General features: G+C 50.2%; 13 protein-coding genes. 9 read left to right on the top strand and 4 right to left on the bottom strand.

All coding sequences use genetic code 11. The features are described from left to right. Nucleotides 1-32 precede the first annotated feature (32 nt). The 4 genes from FJ146_16440 to FJ146_16425 all read left to right on the top strand — a co-directional run bounded on the left by FJ146_16440 (nucleotide 33) and on the right by FJ146_16425 (nucleotide 8,979). Nucleotides 33-2,117 (top strand): hypothetical protein, encoded by a 2,085-nt coding sequence (locus FJ146_16440; GenBank protein ID MBM4253558.1) that lies wholly within the window; start codon nucleotides 33-35, stop codon nucleotides 2,115-2,117. A gap of 80 nt (nucleotides 2,118-2,197) precedes the next feature. Continuing rightward, the gene (locus FJ146_16435) at nucleotides 2,198-4,474 is read left to right on the top strand and encodes a hypothetical protein (GenBank protein MBM4253557.1); all 2,277 of its coding nucleotides are present in this window, start codon (nucleotides 2,198-2,200) and stop codon (nucleotides 4,472-4,474) included. Further along, nucleotides 4,471-6,693: an adenylate/guanylate cyclase domain-containing protein gene (locus tag FJ146_16430; GenBank protein MBM4253556.1), complete on the top strand. Its 2,223-nt coding sequence runs from the start codon at nucleotides 4,471-4,473 to the stop codon at nucleotides 6,691-6,693. Before FJ146_16435 ends, FJ146_16430 begins: the two co-directional genes overlap by 4 nt. Nucleotides 6,694-6,696: 3 nt before the next feature. Beyond that, nucleotides 6,697-8,979, top strand: coding sequence for a hypothetical protein (locus tag FJ146_16425; protein MBM4253555.1), 2,283 nt, complete (start codon nucleotides 6,697-6,699; stop codon nucleotides 8,977-8,979). A 73-nt stretch (nucleotides 8,980-9,052) separates the two neighbouring features. Here FJ146_16425 and FJ146_16420 read toward each other — a convergent pair whose 3' ends face one another. Continuing rightward, on the bottom strand, nucleotides 9,053-10,813 hold the full coding sequence (locus FJ146_16420; protein MBM4253554.1) for a hypothetical protein: 1,761 nt from the start codon (nucleotides 10,811-10,813) through the stop codon (nucleotides 9,053-9,055). A gap of 454 nt (nucleotides 10,814-11,267) precedes the next feature. On the opposite strand from FJ146_16420, the gene FJ146_16415 reads away from it, so the two are divergent. After that, complete coding sequence (locus FJ146_16415) at nucleotides 11,268-12,335, top strand: hypothetical protein (protein MBM4253553.1); 1,068 nt, start codon at nucleotides 11,268-11,270, stop codon at nucleotides 12,333-12,335. Between the two features lie 25 nt (nucleotides 12,336-12,360). Here FJ146_16415 and FJ146_16410 read toward each other — a convergent pair whose 3' ends face one another. After that, the gene (locus FJ146_16410; GenBank protein ID MBM4253552.1) at nucleotides 12,361-12,774 is read right to left on the bottom strand and encodes an aminoacyl-tRNA hydrolase; all 414 of its coding nucleotides are present in this window, start codon (nucleotides 12,772-12,774) and stop codon (nucleotides 12,361-12,363) included. Nucleotides 12,775-12,963: 189 nt separating this feature from the next. On the opposite strand from FJ146_16410, the gene FJ146_16405 reads away from it, so the two are divergent. Genes FJ146_16405 through lysS form a run of 3 tightly spaced genes read left to right on the top strand, consistent with a single transcriptional unit; the run spans nucleotide 12,964 to nucleotide 16,374 of the window. Next, on the top strand, nucleotides 12,964-13,914 hold the full coding sequence (locus FJ146_16405; GenBank protein MBM4253551.1) for an AAA family ATPase: 951 nt from the start codon (nucleotides 12,964-12,966) through the stop codon (nucleotides 13,912-13,914). Further along, a complete protein-coding gene (locus FJ146_16400; protein MBM4253550.1) occupies nucleotides 13,914-14,798 on the top strand; it encodes a hypothetical protein in 885 nt (294 codons plus the stop codon). Before FJ146_16405 ends, FJ146_16400 begins: the two co-directional genes overlap by 1 nt. A gap of 49 nt (nucleotides 14,799-14,847) precedes the next feature. Beyond that, a complete protein-coding gene (gene lysS, locus FJ146_16395) occupies nucleotides 14,848-16,374 on the top strand; it encodes a lysine--tRNA ligase (protein ID MBM4253549.1) in 1,527 nt (508 codons plus the stop codon). 56 nt (nucleotides 16,375-16,430) lie between these two features. On the opposite strand, the gene FJ146_16390 is transcribed toward lysS, so the two are convergent. Continuing rightward, a complete protein-coding gene (locus FJ146_16390) occupies nucleotides 16,431-17,573 on the bottom strand; it encodes a hypothetical protein (GenBank protein MBM4253548.1) in 1,143 nt (380 codons plus the stop codon). Between the two features lie 420 nt (nucleotides 17,574-17,993). Here FJ146_16390 and FJ146_16385 point away from each other — a divergent pair, with 420 nt between their 5' ends. Continuing rightward, complete coding sequence (locus tag FJ146_16385; protein MBM4253547.1) at nucleotides 17,994-18,326, top strand: hypothetical protein; 333 nt, start codon at nucleotides 17,994-17,996, stop codon at nucleotides 18,324-18,326. Here FJ146_16385 and FJ146_16380 read toward each other — a convergent pair. After that, the coding region (locus tag FJ146_16380; protein MBM4253546.1) for a hypothetical protein at nucleotides 18,286-18,854 on the bottom strand (569 nt) is incomplete at its 5' end. The genes FJ146_16385 and FJ146_16380 overlap by 41 nt on opposite strands.

Below are 18,854 nucleotides of genomic sequence, written 5' to 3'. Positions count from 1 at the left end.
ACTACTTGAAACAGCAACTCGCGGACGTAAATTTGGCACCGGAAGAATTGCCCGTCTTCGATTCCAAACTTTGGAATGTCAGCGAGAAAAATACAGATTTACCTTATAATGCGAGTCCTGCGCGTTACTGGATCCGCGTCGATGTAGCCGACATGCCGCAAGAATCCCATGATTCTGCCCAAATCATTGAGGTGTTTTTTAGCCGGAGTTTCAGCGAACATGTCGAAATGTATGCGCTTGGCGGAAAGAAAAATAAAAGTTTTCGCATCATACCCGAGCATATCCCCTCAGCATTCACGCGCGACGAGGGATACCGGTTTTCGCTGAAACGGCGCGATACCGCTTCGCTACAGTCGATCTACTTGTCGCTTAGGGGTGATGGCTTTCAATCGCTCGATGTTCGTGTCTATCCAGTCACCGACTCGCTTGGGGCGAGGTTTGGAAATGCTTCGCTGATTCTTGGAACTCTTGCGGCAGTTGGGATGATGAGTGCATTCTTTTTCTTGTTTTTGCGCAATCGCGTGTATTTCGATGTCACAATATTCACTCTCGTACTTGAATTTTTTACCGTGATTAAAATCCAATCAAATTGGGCAATGATCGGTTGGATTCAAGATCACCCTGGACTTCTCGAAGAGATTGATAAAACCATCATGATCCTGGCGATGATCTACACTTACCAGATCACAAAAACGCTACGTCCGACGGAAATGCAATCGGCCGTTTACAGCCTAGCCAATAACAGTTTTTTATACGTTAGTTTTGGAGCGCTTTTGCTCTTGCCTTTTCTGATGCCTGGATATCTCGTAACACCGTTGATTTCGATCCTGGCAGTTTTTTTTGCGATAGTGCTTATTGCTCATCATCATCATTCTCTCCGTTCTTTTGAATTCGACCATGCAGCTTTTGTTGGGCTGCCTTTTTTTGTCACTTGTGCCTTCTTTAACTCCCTAGTTGTGATTGAATCTGCGGCTATGGCTTATGCTGATTCAGTTCCCTCCATCGCAGGGTCATACGTCGGTGCGGCAGCATTGATCACCATGGGTTTTCGGTTGCGGTATATTGAACGCAGTCGCAAAGAGTTGATGCAGAGACTCAGTGCTGACCGACCTGATGCTAGAAAAAAAGAAACGCAAATGTTTGACGTCGAAGTTTCCATTATGTTTGTAGATATAGTCTCTTTTTCAAAGGTATCAGAGAGTGTGGACCCAGCAGCGGTCTTTGATCTTCTGGCCCGGCGCCTTCAAGGATTGACGCGCATTGTTGAGAATTATGGTGGAACTATCGATCGCTCGCTGGGCGACGGGCTCTTAGCTTTTTTTACAAGTACGCAACACCACCACGCGGTCAATGCTTTTAATGCTGCTGTAGCTATGCAGGATATGATTATCCATGAGGCGAGAGCGATCGGTAATCAAGCCTCTGAACAGCCAATTTTACCCATAAGGATCGGTATTCATAGTGACAAGGTTGTCATTGCGAATATTGGTAGGGGTTCGAGAATTGATTACACGATGGTTGGGCATGGAGTTAATTTTGCTAACCAACTTGAGCAGGCGTGCACCCCGTTTCGCATAATGCTAAGCAACACCACTCATAATCATTTGCTAAGTAACGGGATCGAGTCAGTACATGTAAGTGCGATTCAAATTGCTGTAAAACACCACTCGGATTTACGACCGGCGTTCGAAGTGGATCCTTTCAGTGAGCGTTTGGGAGATCTGAACCTTGCCAAAAAAGCCTATCTGAGCTTTTTTGGCTCGAGCGAGCGAGATTTGCGCGTTGATGTCAAAAGTGAATCTGCGATGGTGCTAAGGTCATCCTTGGGTCAATTCAATATCATAGACTTATCGATGGCAGGTTTTCGTACTAGATCTCAGGTATTTATCGGCCAGAATGCTCTCGTTGAGTTGCATCTTTTCACCGGCCAAAAAGGACTAGACGATGAGCTGCGGCGGACGTTTCTGGATGATCTTGTCGTAGAAGTGAAATGGGGACGCTCTACGGGCGGCATGTTTGAACATGGATTCAAAATAATTGGTGAATCCGATGCTCAGAAACGTTATCGACTAAGCTTATTACTTGCCCACCCAGCAACGGCGATCATCGCAGCATGACGATTGAAGTCGGCGTCATTTCGCGGATTACCAATAATCGGACCTAATAAAAGTCCCTGATTTATCCGATATGTGCGTCTGTGAGCACAAAATATACACATCATTTAGGATTACTTACTGCGGCCTTACCTGCTGCGGTCTTACTACTATTTGCTCTTTGGCCACGAACTCATCAAGACACTGTACCTAAGGGGATTGAAAAAAGTTATATCTACGATTCTAATATCGAAAACGTTGATGACATTTTGGCAGTTCCCGCCTCAGAGTGGGGTACTAGTAATCCATGGCAGATTCCAAGGGTAGATTCCAAGCTGATTAACCATTGGGTTCATGTGAAGCTGCCTGCGGTAACGTTTGACACTGATTTTGCGGCGTTTACCTATTTTCCCTACTATCGAACGGTAGCTTTCTATCTGATTGAGGGCGGCAAGATAGTTGATAGCAGAGTCACTGGCTTTGATGCCAATTCGGGATCAACTGACTGGCAGAGTCCCCTTTATCACTTTAAATTTGCTCTTTCTATCAAGCCAAGAGATCTTTATGTCCGCCTAACAGGCGACGGTAGAATTACCTCTGAGCTTAACATTGTTTCGGCCTCACGATTCGCACAGGAAGAGAAAGAGCATAATCTCATTATGTTTTGCGTGAGTGGATTCAATATTCTACTGCTAACGTATTGCTTTGGAATGATTTTTACTACTAAGTCGGTCGAATATGTTTACCAATTCATTACACAGATTTGTAATTTAGGTATCACATACTTCATCTGTGGTATCAATGATATTGTGCCCTTTCACATCCATTTATCTCTTCCTTATGCGGCCAAGTTATCTCTATTTCTTTACGCTTTATCATTCACCGCGATGCTCGCGGTTTTGAAATTTCACGTTTATCAGGACGTCCGGAACAAATATGAGCGTTATTATTTGTATATTAGTGCAGCTCACATAGCCGTTGCACTTCTAAGCTTGATTTTAAACTATTTCGCATCATTCTTCGTGATGTATGCGGTTGGATCAATCACGTGGATGTGGTTAAAACAAACACACGGTAAGCAAGTCAATGTTGCGTCGTCATCCCTAATTTACGTCACTTATCTGACAACTCTCGTCTGCGTGAATATCTACGTATTTACTGTGTTGGAAATCATCACCCCAAGTGCTTTTACGCAGAACTGTGCAACGATTGGTTTAGTGTTTTTGCACATCGGTGTAAATATCAACACGGGTAAGCGGTTGCAGCTACTGGAGAGTCGCTATGCACGCATGCGGCGTGCTCTGTCTGCCGATCACTCGGTAACCATGTTAAATGGTCTACTGTCCCAGACCTATTTTGAAAGTGTAAATACAACGACAGCAGAGGTTGCTGTCATGTTTATTGATGTGGTTTCATTTACGAGAATTTCAGAGCAACGCCAGCCTCAGGTTGTATTCGATGCTCTTTCTCGCAATTTGAATGAAATAGTCGCCATTATAGAATCGAGGGGAGGGGCGGTTGATCGTTCGCTTGGTGATGGGGTGTTGTGTTTCTTCTCGGCTAACTCTGAAACTACAGAAATGAAGCATATTGAGAAAGCTTTTGAAGCAGCATCAGCAATTCAGGTGCATATAGTGAAGAAAACAATAGGTGATCCAACAGCGGTTATCATGCCGGTTCGTATTGGGATTCATAATACGAATGTCCTAATAGGAAACCTTGGTGAGTCAGGCCACCTTGACCTGACGATGATTGGGGCGGGCGTAAATTTTGCAAGTAGACTCGAGGCAGCGTGCAGTCCGTTCAAGATCACTGTAAGTGATGAGTTTTACCAAGCTCTATGCATGCGCGGTATTGATGTTTCGCGATTTCATGAGATTAATATCGCTATTAAGCATCAGAACAAACTAACGCGGGCCTTTGAGTTCAACCCTTGCTTAGACATGAGTGATGCATTACAGGCGGCGATCAAGCTGTTCTTCACGCAGATTGGCGCAGAAAAGAGTGATTCAGTCTATGCGATCAAAGATGATACATGGATAAAAATCGTCAACGATACAGATGAATTCGACGTTATTAACTTTTCGCTGCATGGCTTCAAAGCGAGGTCAAAAAAGTTGTACGGGCGTAAGACGCAACTACAACTTAGTCTGATTACATCAAATAGGGAGCTATCTCAAAAATTGAGTGCGAATTTGATCGGGTCGATAACTGTTGAGGTGCGATGGAGTCAAGCTGAGGGGAGTACCTATGTCCATGGTTTGAAGATCATCGGTGCGAGTATGCGCAGGAAAGTCTATCTTCTGGATTTGCTGACGAATCATATCGACGTCGGATCGATGACGACCTCTTACGAGATCGAGGTTGATCACGCATCATGAATAAGTTTAATCCAATTTGGGATGGAATCGTAACGTACAATTGGCGATTTTTGCTGCAGTTTGTACCTGGATTAGCCGTGGTGTTGTGTGCGGTCGGCCTCAGCAGAGCAGGGTACATTATAGACGAATCGCAGGATTTTGAAGTTGCTGTCATCGAGGATCAAAATGTCCAGCTCAATATCGACGATATTGGAAAATTAAGTAACAAGGCTTGGGTTAAATCGAATTCATTGGCAAGTATCCGGCCTTCAATGCGTGCAACCACCATGTGGGTAAGGACATCGAGCCAAAATGTAGCCAATGCTCAGGAAACATTAGTAGCATCAGTCAACAGCGACGACGGTGTGACGATGGATATCTTCACTGCCGAGGGGTCTGGGTATAAACACGTGGCTGGTGAAATACAATGGGCGATGGACCCGCGCGAAATCGTCGCCAAGAAAATGATGGTTTACTTTAGAGTCTCGATACCTCCGGTAACGAGACCAATTTTTACAATCCTAACCGCCACACAAGCGAAGATTACCGATAAACACAGAGACAATTGGATGATCCTTCTTTCTGGTGGCATTTTTATGGTGAGTCTAATTAGCGCTCTCAGCGCGTTTGTTACTAAGAAAACGCCTTTTCTTGTCGTGGCAGTCTACGGCTTTGTTTCGATATGCTTGTTATTAGCTCGCATAAAATTTATCGATTCTTTGGGTCTGGTGTTGAACCTGCCGCGAGATAGTATGCACCGTCTAAATATGCTCCTTGGATGGGTGTCTTATGTGTTGCCTGCCATTTATATCGCGGGATCAATTGATTCGAGAGATAAATTAAAAAACGTGTGTATGAACACGACTTTTGTCATTCTCGCCAGCAATACATTGTTGATTATGACACTTGCGCCAGGGTATCGCGAATTTGCTCATTCTTTGGGGCTGGGCTTCTTTTGGGCGATTCTTTTTTTCATCTTACTAAGACACCAATTCAGCAACGCAGATGAGGACCGTATATCTGGCGTTTTCGGTTTGATGTTTGCAGATCTGATTGTCGTCGGGGATAATTTAGGGGCTTTTGAAATCGGCCGAACCACTGCCATGTATCATGAATTAGGCGTATTTATGATTGGGGCAAATATTTTTTCATCGATAAGTAGCAACCTGCTTACTGTCAAGAAAATGTCGCAGTCTTTTCAGGATTCTATAGTGGGCCGAGATAGCGAAAGTGACTCGGTAAATCAGGGGGGTGCCAAGGTCGATGTGACGATAGTTTGTATCGAAATGTATGATGCTGCGGAAGAGCAAGAGACGTCTCGTTCGGAGGATGTGCACCTTGTCAAAGTGGCGACTAGGATGTCATCACTGGTGCGCCTTATTAAAGCCCGTGGCGGTAACATAGACCGCTGCTTTGGGAATGGCTTGATTTGTTTCTTTACCAATGATGATCCGCATCACTCGATTATGGCGCTTAATGCTATGTGCGCCATCAGAGAGGAAGTCGTAAACGAGCGTGTTAGCGCAGAACAAAATGGTCACGATTCTGATCTTATGGCTTTGAAAATTGGGATCCATACCGGGTCGGTGCTGATGGGTAACATCGCCGTCAGGGGTAAGATAGACTACACATTAGTTGGGCATGATGTGGTAAGAGCTTCCCAAATCGCCAACGCGTGCCAGCCATTTCGTATTTTGGTCTCGACGCAGTCTAGGGATCTGCTGGTCGCTAGGGGGGAGCGGACGACCCGTTTTGAGGAGTTTAAAATACGTTTAGTGGACGAAAATGATCTGTTTTCATCATTTGAGTATCTTGAGCGTAATGAACTAAATCAGGACATTATTAAAAGCACAAAAAACTTATTGAGTAGAGAAAGCAGAAAGGAAAGTGACGTTCGAGAAGATCGTTTTCAGCCGTCTAAACATAGTAATTATACGCTCCAAAGCGAACACGGTATGTTTCAGGTGGAGGATTTTGCATCTTCCGGATTTCGGGCATCTTCGGATATTTTTCTTGCCCCAGGTGTGCTGATCGAGATGCGTCTTATCACAAATAATAATGATGTAAATACCATGCTTGCGGATAAGTACATTGATTCGATGACGGTAGAAGTACGTTGGAGTCATAGTATCGGAAATGGTTTCCAACATGGATTCAAGATCATTGGTGATAGTTATGCTCAGAGGCAGCACCGCCTCGCCGTTCTTTCCATCCATAATACCGCGGTGCAGGTAGCGTAAGATATGAAGAATCAATCGTTATACATGAAGTTCTTGGCCGTGGTGGTTCTCCCTTTCGCCGTCATGGGGGGGGTCTTTGGGGTCGAGTGTTTGAAGCCACTCGTATCTCCCTTGGAATTCAAATCTGTGGTGAACTCCTATGATCTTGTCGGAGATATCGATGCATTGATTCATGCCCCGTTAGATTCTTGGCGGCAGCAGCCGTTGGTGCGTGTAAATGGACTTAGACCAGAAACAGCAAACTGGCAGCGTTTTGAAATCCCAGCTAGCGCCGACGCGGGCGAAGGCGAGTGGCTCTATGCGGTAGTGTATTTTAATTTGCTACGCCATCTCAGCTTTTACCTGGTAGAAGACGGAAAAGTGATTGACAAATTTGCCACGGGCACATCGAACGTCGAGAGTTTATCTAGGATTAGTGGCCGCGACTTTTACTTGAAATTCAAGCGCGGTGGTGCGAGTCGCTTTCTGTACATTGAGACGCAGTCGGTTTTTAATGTTCTGCCGATTGTGACCTTTTTGACTGAAGCCGATTTTATCAAGGCTTCGACGTATTTTTCGGCGGCTTCGTTTTTTCTTACAGGGTGCTCCTTGTGTTTTGTCTTTGGGCTTTTGGGCGCCTACATACGATCTCAGCGTTTAGGTGCTTTAATGCAGTTGATTGTCCAGATGAGTGGACTCTATGTGGTGCTCTATTTTGATGGACTATTTAACCAGCTGGCGCCTCGTCTTGGTGGCGATTTTGATCTTTGGGGTAAGCTTTCAGTCGTAGGGTTTTGCGTCTTTATCATATTTTTTACTTTATCGTGGATGCAGTTTACAGGCGTTTTAAAAGAACAAAAACAAATTATCTACGTAGCGTCAGTAGCGCTTGTGTTGTTGGTATTTATACAGCCGACAGTTGCGATCGTCGTGTGTTTGATAGCTTCGTTGCTAATGATAGTATTAATCGTGAAGTCCCAATATATGGCAATAGGCAAGCATGAGTATTTGTTCATGTTCGTGGCGATTTTTTGCCTTTTGGCGGGCGTCTGTTTTTCTGCTTTGCACCTGTTGAGAACGCCCTTCGTTAGTATTTTTGCACGGTACGCATCGCACCTAGCGCTTATTTACCTAGGTCTTTCCCTCCATAGGTTGGAGTTAGGTCGTCTGCGAATTTTGGAAACACGAAAGTTCGAGTTGAAAAAAGCGCTCGAAACAGATCACGCCCGTACCGAACTGCGTAGTTTGCTTGTGGGGGGGGATTTTGCACCTAATAGAGAGATGACTAAAGAGGTGGCCACACTTTTTGCGGATGTTGCTGCTTTCAGTCAAATCTCGGCTGTGACTGATAGTAAGCTGGTCTATGAAAATTACGCACGTCATTTGCGTGAAGTAGCAAAGGTTATTGATACGCACCATGGCGCAGTCGATAATTCCTATGGAAACGTCATAGTGTGTACGTTTAGAAGGCGCCATGATGAAGCTGTGCACATTCATGTGCAACGAGCCTTTCAGGCCGCGGTGGCGATTCAGGAAAGTGTCGTTGCAAATCCCTCAGATTTGCCTCATCAGCTATTATTGCCGCTGCGCATCGGCATTCATGCAACTAGTTTGCTCCAGTCCGGACATCTGCATAGCACACACCGCGATGCTGATCCATTCATGGACTTCGCAAAAATTGGTGTTGACGTGAAGCTAGCGAGGATTTTGTGCAGCGGTTGTAGTCCGTTCAAGATAGTAGTCAGCCGCGAGACTCTGGTGCAACTCGTGAGTGCTGGGTCAGGTATTGCCAGCTTCAATGAGCTGTCTATCGCTTCCAAAGGCAGTTTGGGTGAGATTGTCGCTTTTGAATACAATCCGTTTAAGGCGCGTCGTGCGGATTTGCGACGGGCAGAGAAAGTTTTTCTCAGTCAATTAGATGCTGGGCGCAGCGAGCGTCGGCAAAAGATTGCCGCGAACTTCCCGTTTAGCCTGGAGACTCCGTTGGAGAAACTCAAGGTTATTGACTTTTCAGAGTTTGGCTTTCGGGCCCAGGGTACGAAGCTGATGGGGCGGGGCAGCATTTTGCGAGCGCGGATTAGCTTGGGTGACTCTGAAGTCTCGGATTTGCTGATTGGATTGATGCTTCATACGGTCAGTTTAGAAGTCAGGTGGATACAGGAACATGATGGCGGCTATGTTTACGGCCTAAAAATCTATGGCGGCAGCAAGTTGAGAACGGCAAAGATATTTGCTCTGATTTCTGCCCACGTGCCTGCCATAACCGAAGTGGCAAGTTTGGACGAGCTCGCGCAGCAGATAGCGTGAAAAAGGGAGAACGTCACCGTTCTCCCTGGAGTTCCTGGTCCATGTCTACCGTATATCGGACTAATCTTTAGGTTCAGCCGCAGCTACCGTCAGCGTCAGCCAAACCGTGGCGTGCGAAAGCCCGGTTGATGTGACAGAAGTGCTTTGATTTACCCAGTGAATTACCGCCGTCGCTGTCGATGGTCAGAAGTGCATCGTACACGTCGGTGTAGGCGTGCGTCGTGTAGATCGCCTTGAACACAAAGTTAGACAGGGTGTCGACGGCCTGCGCCTCGCCGAACTCATCTTTGAGCTCGTTGAAGAGGTCCCAGTAAGCGCCAGCAATGATGAGGCCCTCTTGGTGAACTTCGGTGTCAGCGTCTTTCGGGTAAACCTTGAGAGTCGTGAGATCACGGACGGGAGCGCCGTTAGCTAGACGGAATCCCGGGCCGACAAGATTACTGCGTGTTAGGAGCAAGGCGCAAGCATCGGAGAACCCCTCAGAGTATGCGCGATCGTCAATCCCACTCGTGTTGGCATGCAGGCCGTGTCCCCACTCGTGGTAGAAGACATCGGCGATAAGACCGGTGTTGGCGCAGCCATTACCTGCGGAGAACAGGTTCACCGTGGAGCCGTCCCAGTAAGCGTTACAGCTTTGGCGTAAGTTTACATTGGCGGTCAGTGGGCGCGTAAACCAACGTGGGTTGATCCACTTCTTGGCGTGTTGGATTTCTTTATTCAGATGGAAGAAGGTCATGGACTGCGCCATGGTCTTATCAGCTGACGTGTCCTCGTTTGACGAGCGGCTGAACTGAAGGGTCCACTCGTCGCCGTCTTTGGCGCCGTCAATCTTGACGGTAGCACCGGAGTTAGTGCGTACGTTCACGAATTTCCCGCGGAATCCGTTCAGCGAAGGTTCGGCCTTGTTGGGTAGCCCGCTGAAGTGGCCTTGCTCATCAGTGGTGACACCGCCACCACTGTAATTGACGCTAAGATCGCGGTACGGCATCACTACCGCACGCTCTTTGTAGTAAGTGCGCTGATAGACTTCACCGCGAGCTACGCCATCAAAATTAAACTCTGTAGGGCGTACCTCGAAGAGTGCGCCGCTTCCGGCCTCAACCTCGACCACGTAGAGCTTGCCTTCGTCAGTGAGGGCGTTGAATTCAACCACTTTTTTGAGGGTGTATCCACGATCACTGGGTACCACACGGTAGAGTTCACGGTTGCGAGCTAACGACTTAGGCTTGAGGTTTTTCTCGACTACGTCTTCGAGACCCGCAAATTCAGTGGCATGATCTTCAACTTGCGCCTCGCCGTAGGACTTGTTGGCAACCTGGACGAGCTGACCGTTTTTGAAGCGGAAGTCGACATTGGCATCTTGGATCTCAAGACCACCACGCGTGATCTTGAAGCTAACCAGCTGAACATCTTTCGCGATCAGTGTTGCAGTCTCGTTAAGACGCATATCTGCGGGAGTGAATCCCAGATCGCTCGCATGATCTTCCACATAACGACGCGCTGTAGCGATGTAATCGGCTTCAGCCATACCGGTAAACGACGCACCGAACATCAGAGGTGCGCCGCTGATAAGGCGGGGCGCTCCCGAACGAGTGTCAACGCGTACACGTGCTTCGCCACCATCGGCAAATGTATTTAGTGACTCCGTCAGGGCCGTGATGGCTTTGGGACGGAGGGTGCGAATCCCTACCTTAGCAGCATCAATCTTACCCAACATCGCACTGTCACCTTGGGGGGCGGTGATAGCGCTTGCGCTTCCAGCGGTCAAAAGGGTGCACAGACCCAAAGTCCAAAGTTTCCAAACTTGCGGTGCACGGGATGCCTGCGTACTCATGGTCCCCTCCTCCAATGTACAAGTTAGAGTCCCGGAGCTTGCCGCCATCCTTGGCAGCACTGGCAATCCACCCGACCTGGTGGTAAACCTTAGGTCCACCACCGACATCGCTGCAAATTACCCTTCCAGACTTGTTATTTAGACTTTAGGTGAGCACACCGGACAGTGCCAATATCTTGGCGGTGTCCTGAATTATGTCGTAATATTAGATTGTTACAGACATCGCTTCAATCTGGCTGACTGGCCAGTCATGATATCCACAAATTTGGGATCAATAATTTCATGTAGTTAGCATACATGCGGCAAAAAAAACTATGCCGATTCAGCTCATCAATCTCTCATAGGGGCTCATCCCTGCTACGGAAACTTAAAGCCGACCTATCCTGCTGCCGATAGCATCCTTGGAACCCCCTATTCAGAGCGAGGGGGTGCAAGGGGAACATGGGGAGCCGGCATGTTTGGGTGTGGAGTGAAGCTGTCGATTTGGCCACGTAGCGGCCACCGTGCGCGCGCTGTTTTGATCAGCGTGGCCGCCACGGTGGGTGCCACGTGGCTCGATGCCGAAGCGGCTCCTCAAGGCAGAGCTAAACAGTACAGACAAACAGCACCGGTCCAGCGGATGGTGCGTCCTGCCCTCCCAGCCAGTCAACTGAAACGAAATTGGCAGCCGGCTCGCCCCGGGGTGGGGTCTGTGCCCACCGTTAGTCCCGTTGCTGGAAGTGCACGTCCTTGGACTCCTCCATCGTCTAAATTTAAACGCGAGAAAGCCGTAGGGTCCGGCAACTATGTTCTTACCGGATTGTTGACACTCCTCGCTGGTACCGTGGCAGCAGTCTGGCGTTGGCGCGCACGGCGTCGTGCGCCAGAAGCTGGCGTTGATATCGAAGCAAAACCGAAACAAGTTGAAAACCTGCCATCAGCGGTGTCTTTGATCAGAACCATAGCTCCGTTTTCCTCAGCAGTCAGGCGTCTGCCAGAGAAGGCTAAAATCAGCGAAGCGATCCTCAAAGAAGCCATGGTAGAGCCCGATCATCAGGCCGCGGCATCGCCGCAGAGTTTGCCCGTATTCAAAACTCCAGAAGTGCCGCGCGGCAGCGGTCCGACAAAAATCCGCGTCAGTCGTGACCCGTGCACATTGGAGCGGTTTACCCAGATTGAGTGCACGATCAATGCTGCAGTTGAGACGATGTTGCAGCGTGAGTTTCACCTGCGTTTGCCCGATTGGCTGATGATCAGTAACTTCTGGAACTCTCCAGCAAGATTCTCGATGCCACCGCTACCTTTGGAGGACGGCGCCAGCTCCATTGAGCCGTGTAGTCTTGATGAGTTTGTAGAACTACAGGTGGCCGTTAATCGAGTGACCGATGAAACGCTCAAACAGGAATTTAGCCTCCTTGATCGTGACTGGCTTAAGATCAAACATTACTGGTACGCACGCTATCCACGTAGCGAATCGCTAATGCGGGAATACAAGCAACATAAGGCCAAGTATCAACGCAGCGCAGGTATGACCGCGGCTTGAGCGCACCCGAGCGGCGCACGATACCTCAGTAGTCGACTTTACGCCGCGACTCCTTCTTGGCTTTGTCGCGACTTTTGGTCTGGAGCCGGCGCTCCTTACTACCACGCGTAGGCTTGGTAGGACGCCGCTCGATGGGAGCAAGGCGGACCTCTTCGATCATCGCCGCCAACTTGTCCCGGCAATCATCAGCGTTACGTTTTTGATCGCGAAAACGATCACTACTAATGACCACGGCCCCGTCACTACGGAGCCGACTGGCGTAGCGTTCGAGGAAACGCTTTTTGACCGCAGGCGTGAGGGAAGGGGAGGTCTGGCAGTTCCACGTCAAGACGACCTTACTATTGACCTTGTTGACGTTTTGGCCGCCAGGTCCCGAGCCACGCGCGTACCCGAATTCAAATTCACTCTCGGGGATACGGATATTAACAACCACCAACATGGCGCTCTGCCTCCCTGGCCATCCCTAGCTGTCTAGGCTCGTCCCCGGCGGGGGAACGACTCTGATTAGTTTAAGCTTTTTCGGTCTCGTCTGTCAGACTCCTTTTAAACTTTGGTCAAATGCGATAGGACCAGTGATGGGCGTCCGGCCCCAAGTGGTCGTTGTGGTCTTAGTGGTCGGAGTAGACAGATGAGTGACGTAGTGGCTCGTGACAAGAAAATTAAGATCAGCCGCGATTTTGCGACCGCGAGCTCGGGCCCAGCGCCGTCGCCGTCATGCAATCTGAAGCGATCGCTCAGCTGCTGCGGTGGTCGAGGCTACCAGGTCGGTACTCAGGGGCCTTTGGCCCATGCCAGCATATGCAGCTGTGTGGCGGCATGCCCGGCTTGCCTTGGTCGGGCCCGTTTGGTCGAGGGCAACCATTCAAGGCCGTGCCATACGCCCATGCCTAATGTAGTGGCCAATCTGATTAATGCCGGTATGATTCCCGCCCGCTACGCCGGTGCTGAGGTGGAAAAGTTCCGTAATTTCAGCGGCAACGGTCAGCAAGTGGTGGCTGAACTCAGATCGTGGCGCAGCCGTTTTGCGCCTGGAGACGTGCTGTCTGGTGGCGCCGGTAAGGGTTTCATCATCGAGGGTCCGGTTGGCGTGGGTAAGACCTATCTGCTTGCGGCGTTGGCCAAGGATTTTGCCGAGAAGGGGTGGAGCGTTCGATTTACCGACTTCTTCCAGCTACTCGGTGAATTAAAGGCAGGATTCTCGCAAGGCAAGGCGGATGCTGCTCAGCTCGCACCGCTTATCGATGTCGACGTGCTGTTTATCGACGAATTGGGTAAGGGTCGCAATAACGACTTCGAGCTCACCATCCTCGATCAGCTGGTCTGTGGGCGCTACAACCAAAATAAGCCGATCATTGCATCGACTAACTACAAACTGCGCGGGCGCAATTTTGAAGTGCATGGCAACCTTGACGATGCACCGACCAGCAGCTCTACGGCCTTTGCTGGTGATAGGTTTACCAACTTAGAGCAGCGGATTGGTGTGCGTATATTTTCGCGCTTGGCCGAGATGTGTAGCTTTGTCGAGCTGCGCGGCGACGACTACAGACGTGAAGAGTTGCGACGCGGAGGCGCCTACTAATGGCCGTCGGTAGCGGTGGTGGATCGTGCCGGCTAACGCTGCTGCAAGATGCGCAGGTGCCAGGAGTCCTACCTGGGATCGACCTACAGGCGCAGCCGCCGATCGCCGCACCTAACTACTTTAGCTGCTGCAGTGGGACCGGGCTCAGGCTCGACGAGCGTCAAGACGTGACCTATGCTTGTGCCTTGGCGCAGCGTCTACGTCTACTCAGGCAGACGGCGACACAGTGGCAGACCACGGCACCCGATCAGTTCCAGGCACAGTGGCCACTCTTAGCAAACGAGCCAGAGCAGCTTTTGGTATGCCGGCGACGCCTTGCTGCCATGGCGGGCGGGCACGCGGCTCGTGGACTCGCGTGGACGGGGCCGCGCCCTGGTTTAGCCGTGTCACCCTGGACCATAGCTGTGACGGCGGCATGGCGCTTTGCCCTGAAACCACACGTGGTCATCCTGAAGCAAACTAAGGCCGGCGAGATCCTGCCGCCTGCAGGGGCTCCAGCACCTCAAATTATATGCATCGGCAACGTTGATGGCCTGTGGGAGCCCCACATAGCCGAGCAACTTGAAACGCTCATTAATTTCGCTTACGCCAGCTTGATCCCTGTATATCTGGAGGTAGTGCCTAGGGCTGCAGCCCTTGCCAAGGGCGGGCCAGCCACGGCGGCAAGTGCCACCGGCTTCAGACGACCTCAAGACTACGTCAAAGACCGTGTGGCTGGTCTCAAGGCTAAGCCTCCTCTCAGCTGGCTTGAGCCCGGAACCATCGATAAGTTGCCCTACGTGACTGACGGTGTCGGCCCCTTTGTCGCAGCGGCAAAAAGGCAAAAGGCTGCGGGTCAACCGCGGGCGCCGCAGCCGATTCGTTTGCCCTGGGACCGTGCCTGATTTCCCTTGCGGCGGGCCGTAGGCTGCCGCACTATGGGGGGCTCGTTGTATCAGATATTACCCACCGCTGAGGTGTCGGAGGAGTTTGCCAGTGGCTAGCGAAATTGTTGAACTTAAGACTAAACAATACCGAGATGCTGTTGCCGCTGGTAAGTTTCAGGACCGCTTTGACAAGACTCATACGGCGGCAGCCGTGCAAGCGCTGCGGGAGCAGGTTGCCCCAGGTCATGGTGACGGACCCAAGGTCGCCGTCAAGACGGCGGGGCGTGTGGTCGCCAAGCGTGAGATGGGCAAGGCCATCTTTGCGCAGCTCCACGACGTGACCGGTCGGATCCAAGTCTATCTGAACAAGGGCGGTGAAAGCGCGGCGATTTTCGAATCCTTTAAGGACGACGTCGCCATCGGTGACTTTGTCGGTGTCGAAGGCGATCTTTTCATCACGCGTACGGGTGAGCTGACAATTCAAGTACGGCAGTTTGCGTTGCTCAATAAGGCTATTCAAACGCTCCCGGAAAAGTTTCACGGCATCGAAGATGTCGAGACCAGGTATCGGCAGCGTTATCTCGATCTCGTGATGAACCCTGAGGCGCGGGAAGTAGCCCTAAAACGCATAGCCGTCATTCGTGTGCTGCGGCGCGTCCTGGAGGACGAGGGCTTTTTAGAAGTCGAGACACCTGTACTGCAGACAACGCCGTCGGGAGCTTTGGCGCGACCTTTTTACACGCATCATAATGCGCTCGATATTGAGTGCACTCTGCGCATTGCGCCCGAGACTTGGCTCAAGCGCCTCGTGGGTGGCGGTATGGACCGCGTTTTTGAATTTGCCCGGTGTTTCCGCAACGAGGGGATCTCGCACGCTCACCTACAAGACTTCACCATGCTGGAGTTTTACGCGGCGTATTGGAACTGGGACGATCAGCGTCGCTTTGTCACGAAAATGCTGCGCAAAGTGATCGAGGATGCCTTTGGCGTCACCAAGATGAGTGTCCGCGGCCATGAGATTGACTTCTCTGGTGAGTGGCCGGTTTACACCTTACACGACTTGTTGCTGCGCGATGCTGATATCGACATCACGAAACTGACGACGCGTGAGCAGCTCCTTGTGGCAGCTAAAGAGCGTGACCTCTATGAGGAAGACCTTGAATCACTCAGTTGGGCTAACTTGGTGGATGCCTTGTATAAGAAAGTGTCGCGGCCTAAGCTGATTCAGCCGTGCTTTGTGACTAAGTATCCGGCCGAGATGGCACCGCTGGCGCGCAAGAATGCTGAAGACCCAAACTACGTCGACATCTTCCAATTGCTAGTTGCTGGGGTTGAGCTCGTTAAAGCTTACTCCGAGTTGGTTGACCCTCTGGATCAGCGCGAGCGTCTCGAGGAACAAGCGGCAGCACGCCAGGCAGGGGATGACGAGGCTATGCCTATGGATGATGATTTCGTCCTAGCTATGGAGCACGGGTTCCCACCGATGGCTGGCGTAGGGGTTGGTATCGACCGCCTCGTTGCTATCCTCTGTGGGCAGGACAACATCAAGGAGGCCGTGCTGTTTCCGTTGATGCGTCCGGTCGGTGGTGGTTGAAGGTTTTGCCATAAGCGGTCGCGGGTGCGAGACGCCATAAGTTTTATTGCTGACGGTTAGTGGTAGCGGGCTAGGTACGTGGCAAACAACGGGTCAGCCACTACGTAGCCCTCTGGCTTTATGTAAATGTCGGCGTTCTGCTCTAATTGCCGCACTACGTTAAAAACTGACGATGGTGAGAGCTTTCTGGTGAGAGCAAGGAAGTCTTTACCCTTTGGTTGCTTAATCGGGCCATATTTTGCGATGTTGACGAGAATCTGCCTTGATGAGCCGCGGAATCGAATGAGTTGCTCCTCAAATCGCCCCCGGCGCTCATCGATCACCGAGGCTATGGCTTGACCCATGAGTTCGGTGTCAACGACCACTGGCGAAGACTTGCGAGCAATGTGCCCTAGAACAATATTGACTGACTCGGGAACGCCGTCACATTGAGACAGGAGAAGATCAAAGGCCTCGGGATCGATACTTATGCCGTGGCTCTTTAGCCTCTCCGCTGCGTATGCGAAGTAGCGGTTGCGGTAATGCTCGCTATTTATGGTGGGGATCTCGAGATCGCTTCCCCATCCTGAAAATGGCGCTCTGTGCGGACCAAACATTGCGGCCAGTCGGTGTTTCTTCGAACCGCAGATGAAAACTGGCAAATCTTTTGGCAGGTTTTGTAACGCGCCTCTCATGACGGCGGCGAGTCCTTTGACGCAAGAGATATCCTGAAACTCGTCAAATGCGATGAAGACTTTGTTCTCGGCGTGAAGCGCGCCTAGTTTCTCAATAAGCTCGGTAAGTTCAGTCTTACTTGAAATTAGGTGTGGTGCGATGGAGACGGAGATATTACCTGTGAGAGCATCTGTTTCAATCGAAGGGCGCAGTGATCCTGCAACCTCAAGCAGGGACTTGATGAATTGCCGCGTGGGAAAAGCTCGCGTCAATGCTCGTTCGATGGCGCGTCTTAAGCGTGAGGTAACCTCCTCTTCAGTCTCCACACCAAGGAAGTCGACAAAGATACAAATGGATTTCTTACGGGCTTTTTGTAGCGCTGGAATTACGACATTTAGTAGTAGGGAAGTTTTACCTGTATTCCGCCGGCCGTAAATGACTAGCCTGCGTCCCTCGATAGCGCTGGCGACAAGCTGTGCTTGCTCCGTCTCTAGATTGCAGATGTCGCTTTTGTCCAAAGTTACATCGATCGGAAAGTCGGCCATTAGGTCTCCCGCAAACGAAGTTCTTCCGCACATCCAACACTAGGACCTGTCGGTATCCTAGTCAAATATTTTGAGTCAAAATTTTTGAGTCAAAGTTTTTGACTCAATAATACCCAATAAATACAGTTATATACTGACTTTTGGCGGGTGGAACAAAGGCTTTTTTTATGGGCAATTCGGGCAATTTAGGCTTTGGTCTGACCCTCAAAATGGGAAATACATTGTTATAAGATTAGGAACATCTGGATTCATTTTCCCCTCAGCTTTTCCCCAAATGTGCCGATAAGAGCTTTGTAGCCAGGATAGCTATAATCTAGAGTCAAAGTGGGGCGTTCGAGGACAAACCACACATTGATGAAGATTTAAGGCCAGGATGCCTATAGGCGCATGGATGCGCCTTATCCTCGCTTCGGAGGCAGCATGGCAAGGAAACCACCAAAGCTTATTCAGAACAGTTTTCTCCGAGCGACAAAAATTTTCGCCTCTGGTGCCCGCGTTGCGGCGCGAGAAGTCGGCTCCCAGCTAACCGGAGGGGTCTCCGTAGCGACGCGGCTCAAACAGGCGCAAGACCTAGTCGCAACTCTAGGTGAGTTAAAGGGAGCCGCCATGAAGGCGGGACAGCTCCTTAGTATTGAGGCGGCTCAGTATCTACCGCCTGAGGTGGTGACGGTACTCCGTCAGCTCCAGGATCAAGTGAGTTTCATGCCTATAATCACTCAAGGCAGCAGCGATAAGTATAGGATGTGGTTGTGAAGTCGCTCGCATTACTGAGTGCCCCACAACTTCCGTTGCCAGCCTGCATAGCATTCGTGTTATTAGTAATATTAGACGTCCACTCCCAATTATTTGTCATGCTTGTTGGGGTTCCCGCTAAACACGCTTTATACCATTGGTTGTAACTGCATAAAAATGCCGACCCTTCGGTGAGGTTAAGGTTGATGCATGTTTGCATCGCGGTCGCCCAGGTTGCAGCTGTGCGCTCAGCTGTGCTGATGCAAAAGGTTCCACGTTTTCCAGTAGTACCGATCATTGTATAACCAGATGGGCAAGATGAGATGCCATTCGACGCAGAAGTAGTCTGAGTTGTTGCATCCGGAAACTTAATTCCTCCTGAAGTGGACTCTACTACTCCGCTGACGGACAGCTTTTGGTTGGGTGCAGTCGTGCCTATACCGACGTTGCCGCCCATAAATAATGCAGTGGGTCCGGCACCGCTTTGATCTGTGCGGACTGCTGGGACCGTGGCACTATTGGCTGTCACCCGCAAAGTGCCAACAGTAG

It is taken from the genome of Deltaproteobacteria bacterium (assembly GCA_016874735.1).
GTDB lineage: Bacteria > Bdellovibrionota_B > Oligoflexia > Oligoflexales > CAIYRB01 > CAIYRB01.
The sequence above is the reverse complement of the archived record's forward strand: the minus strand, read 5'-3'. Positions and strand labels throughout refer to the sequence as shown.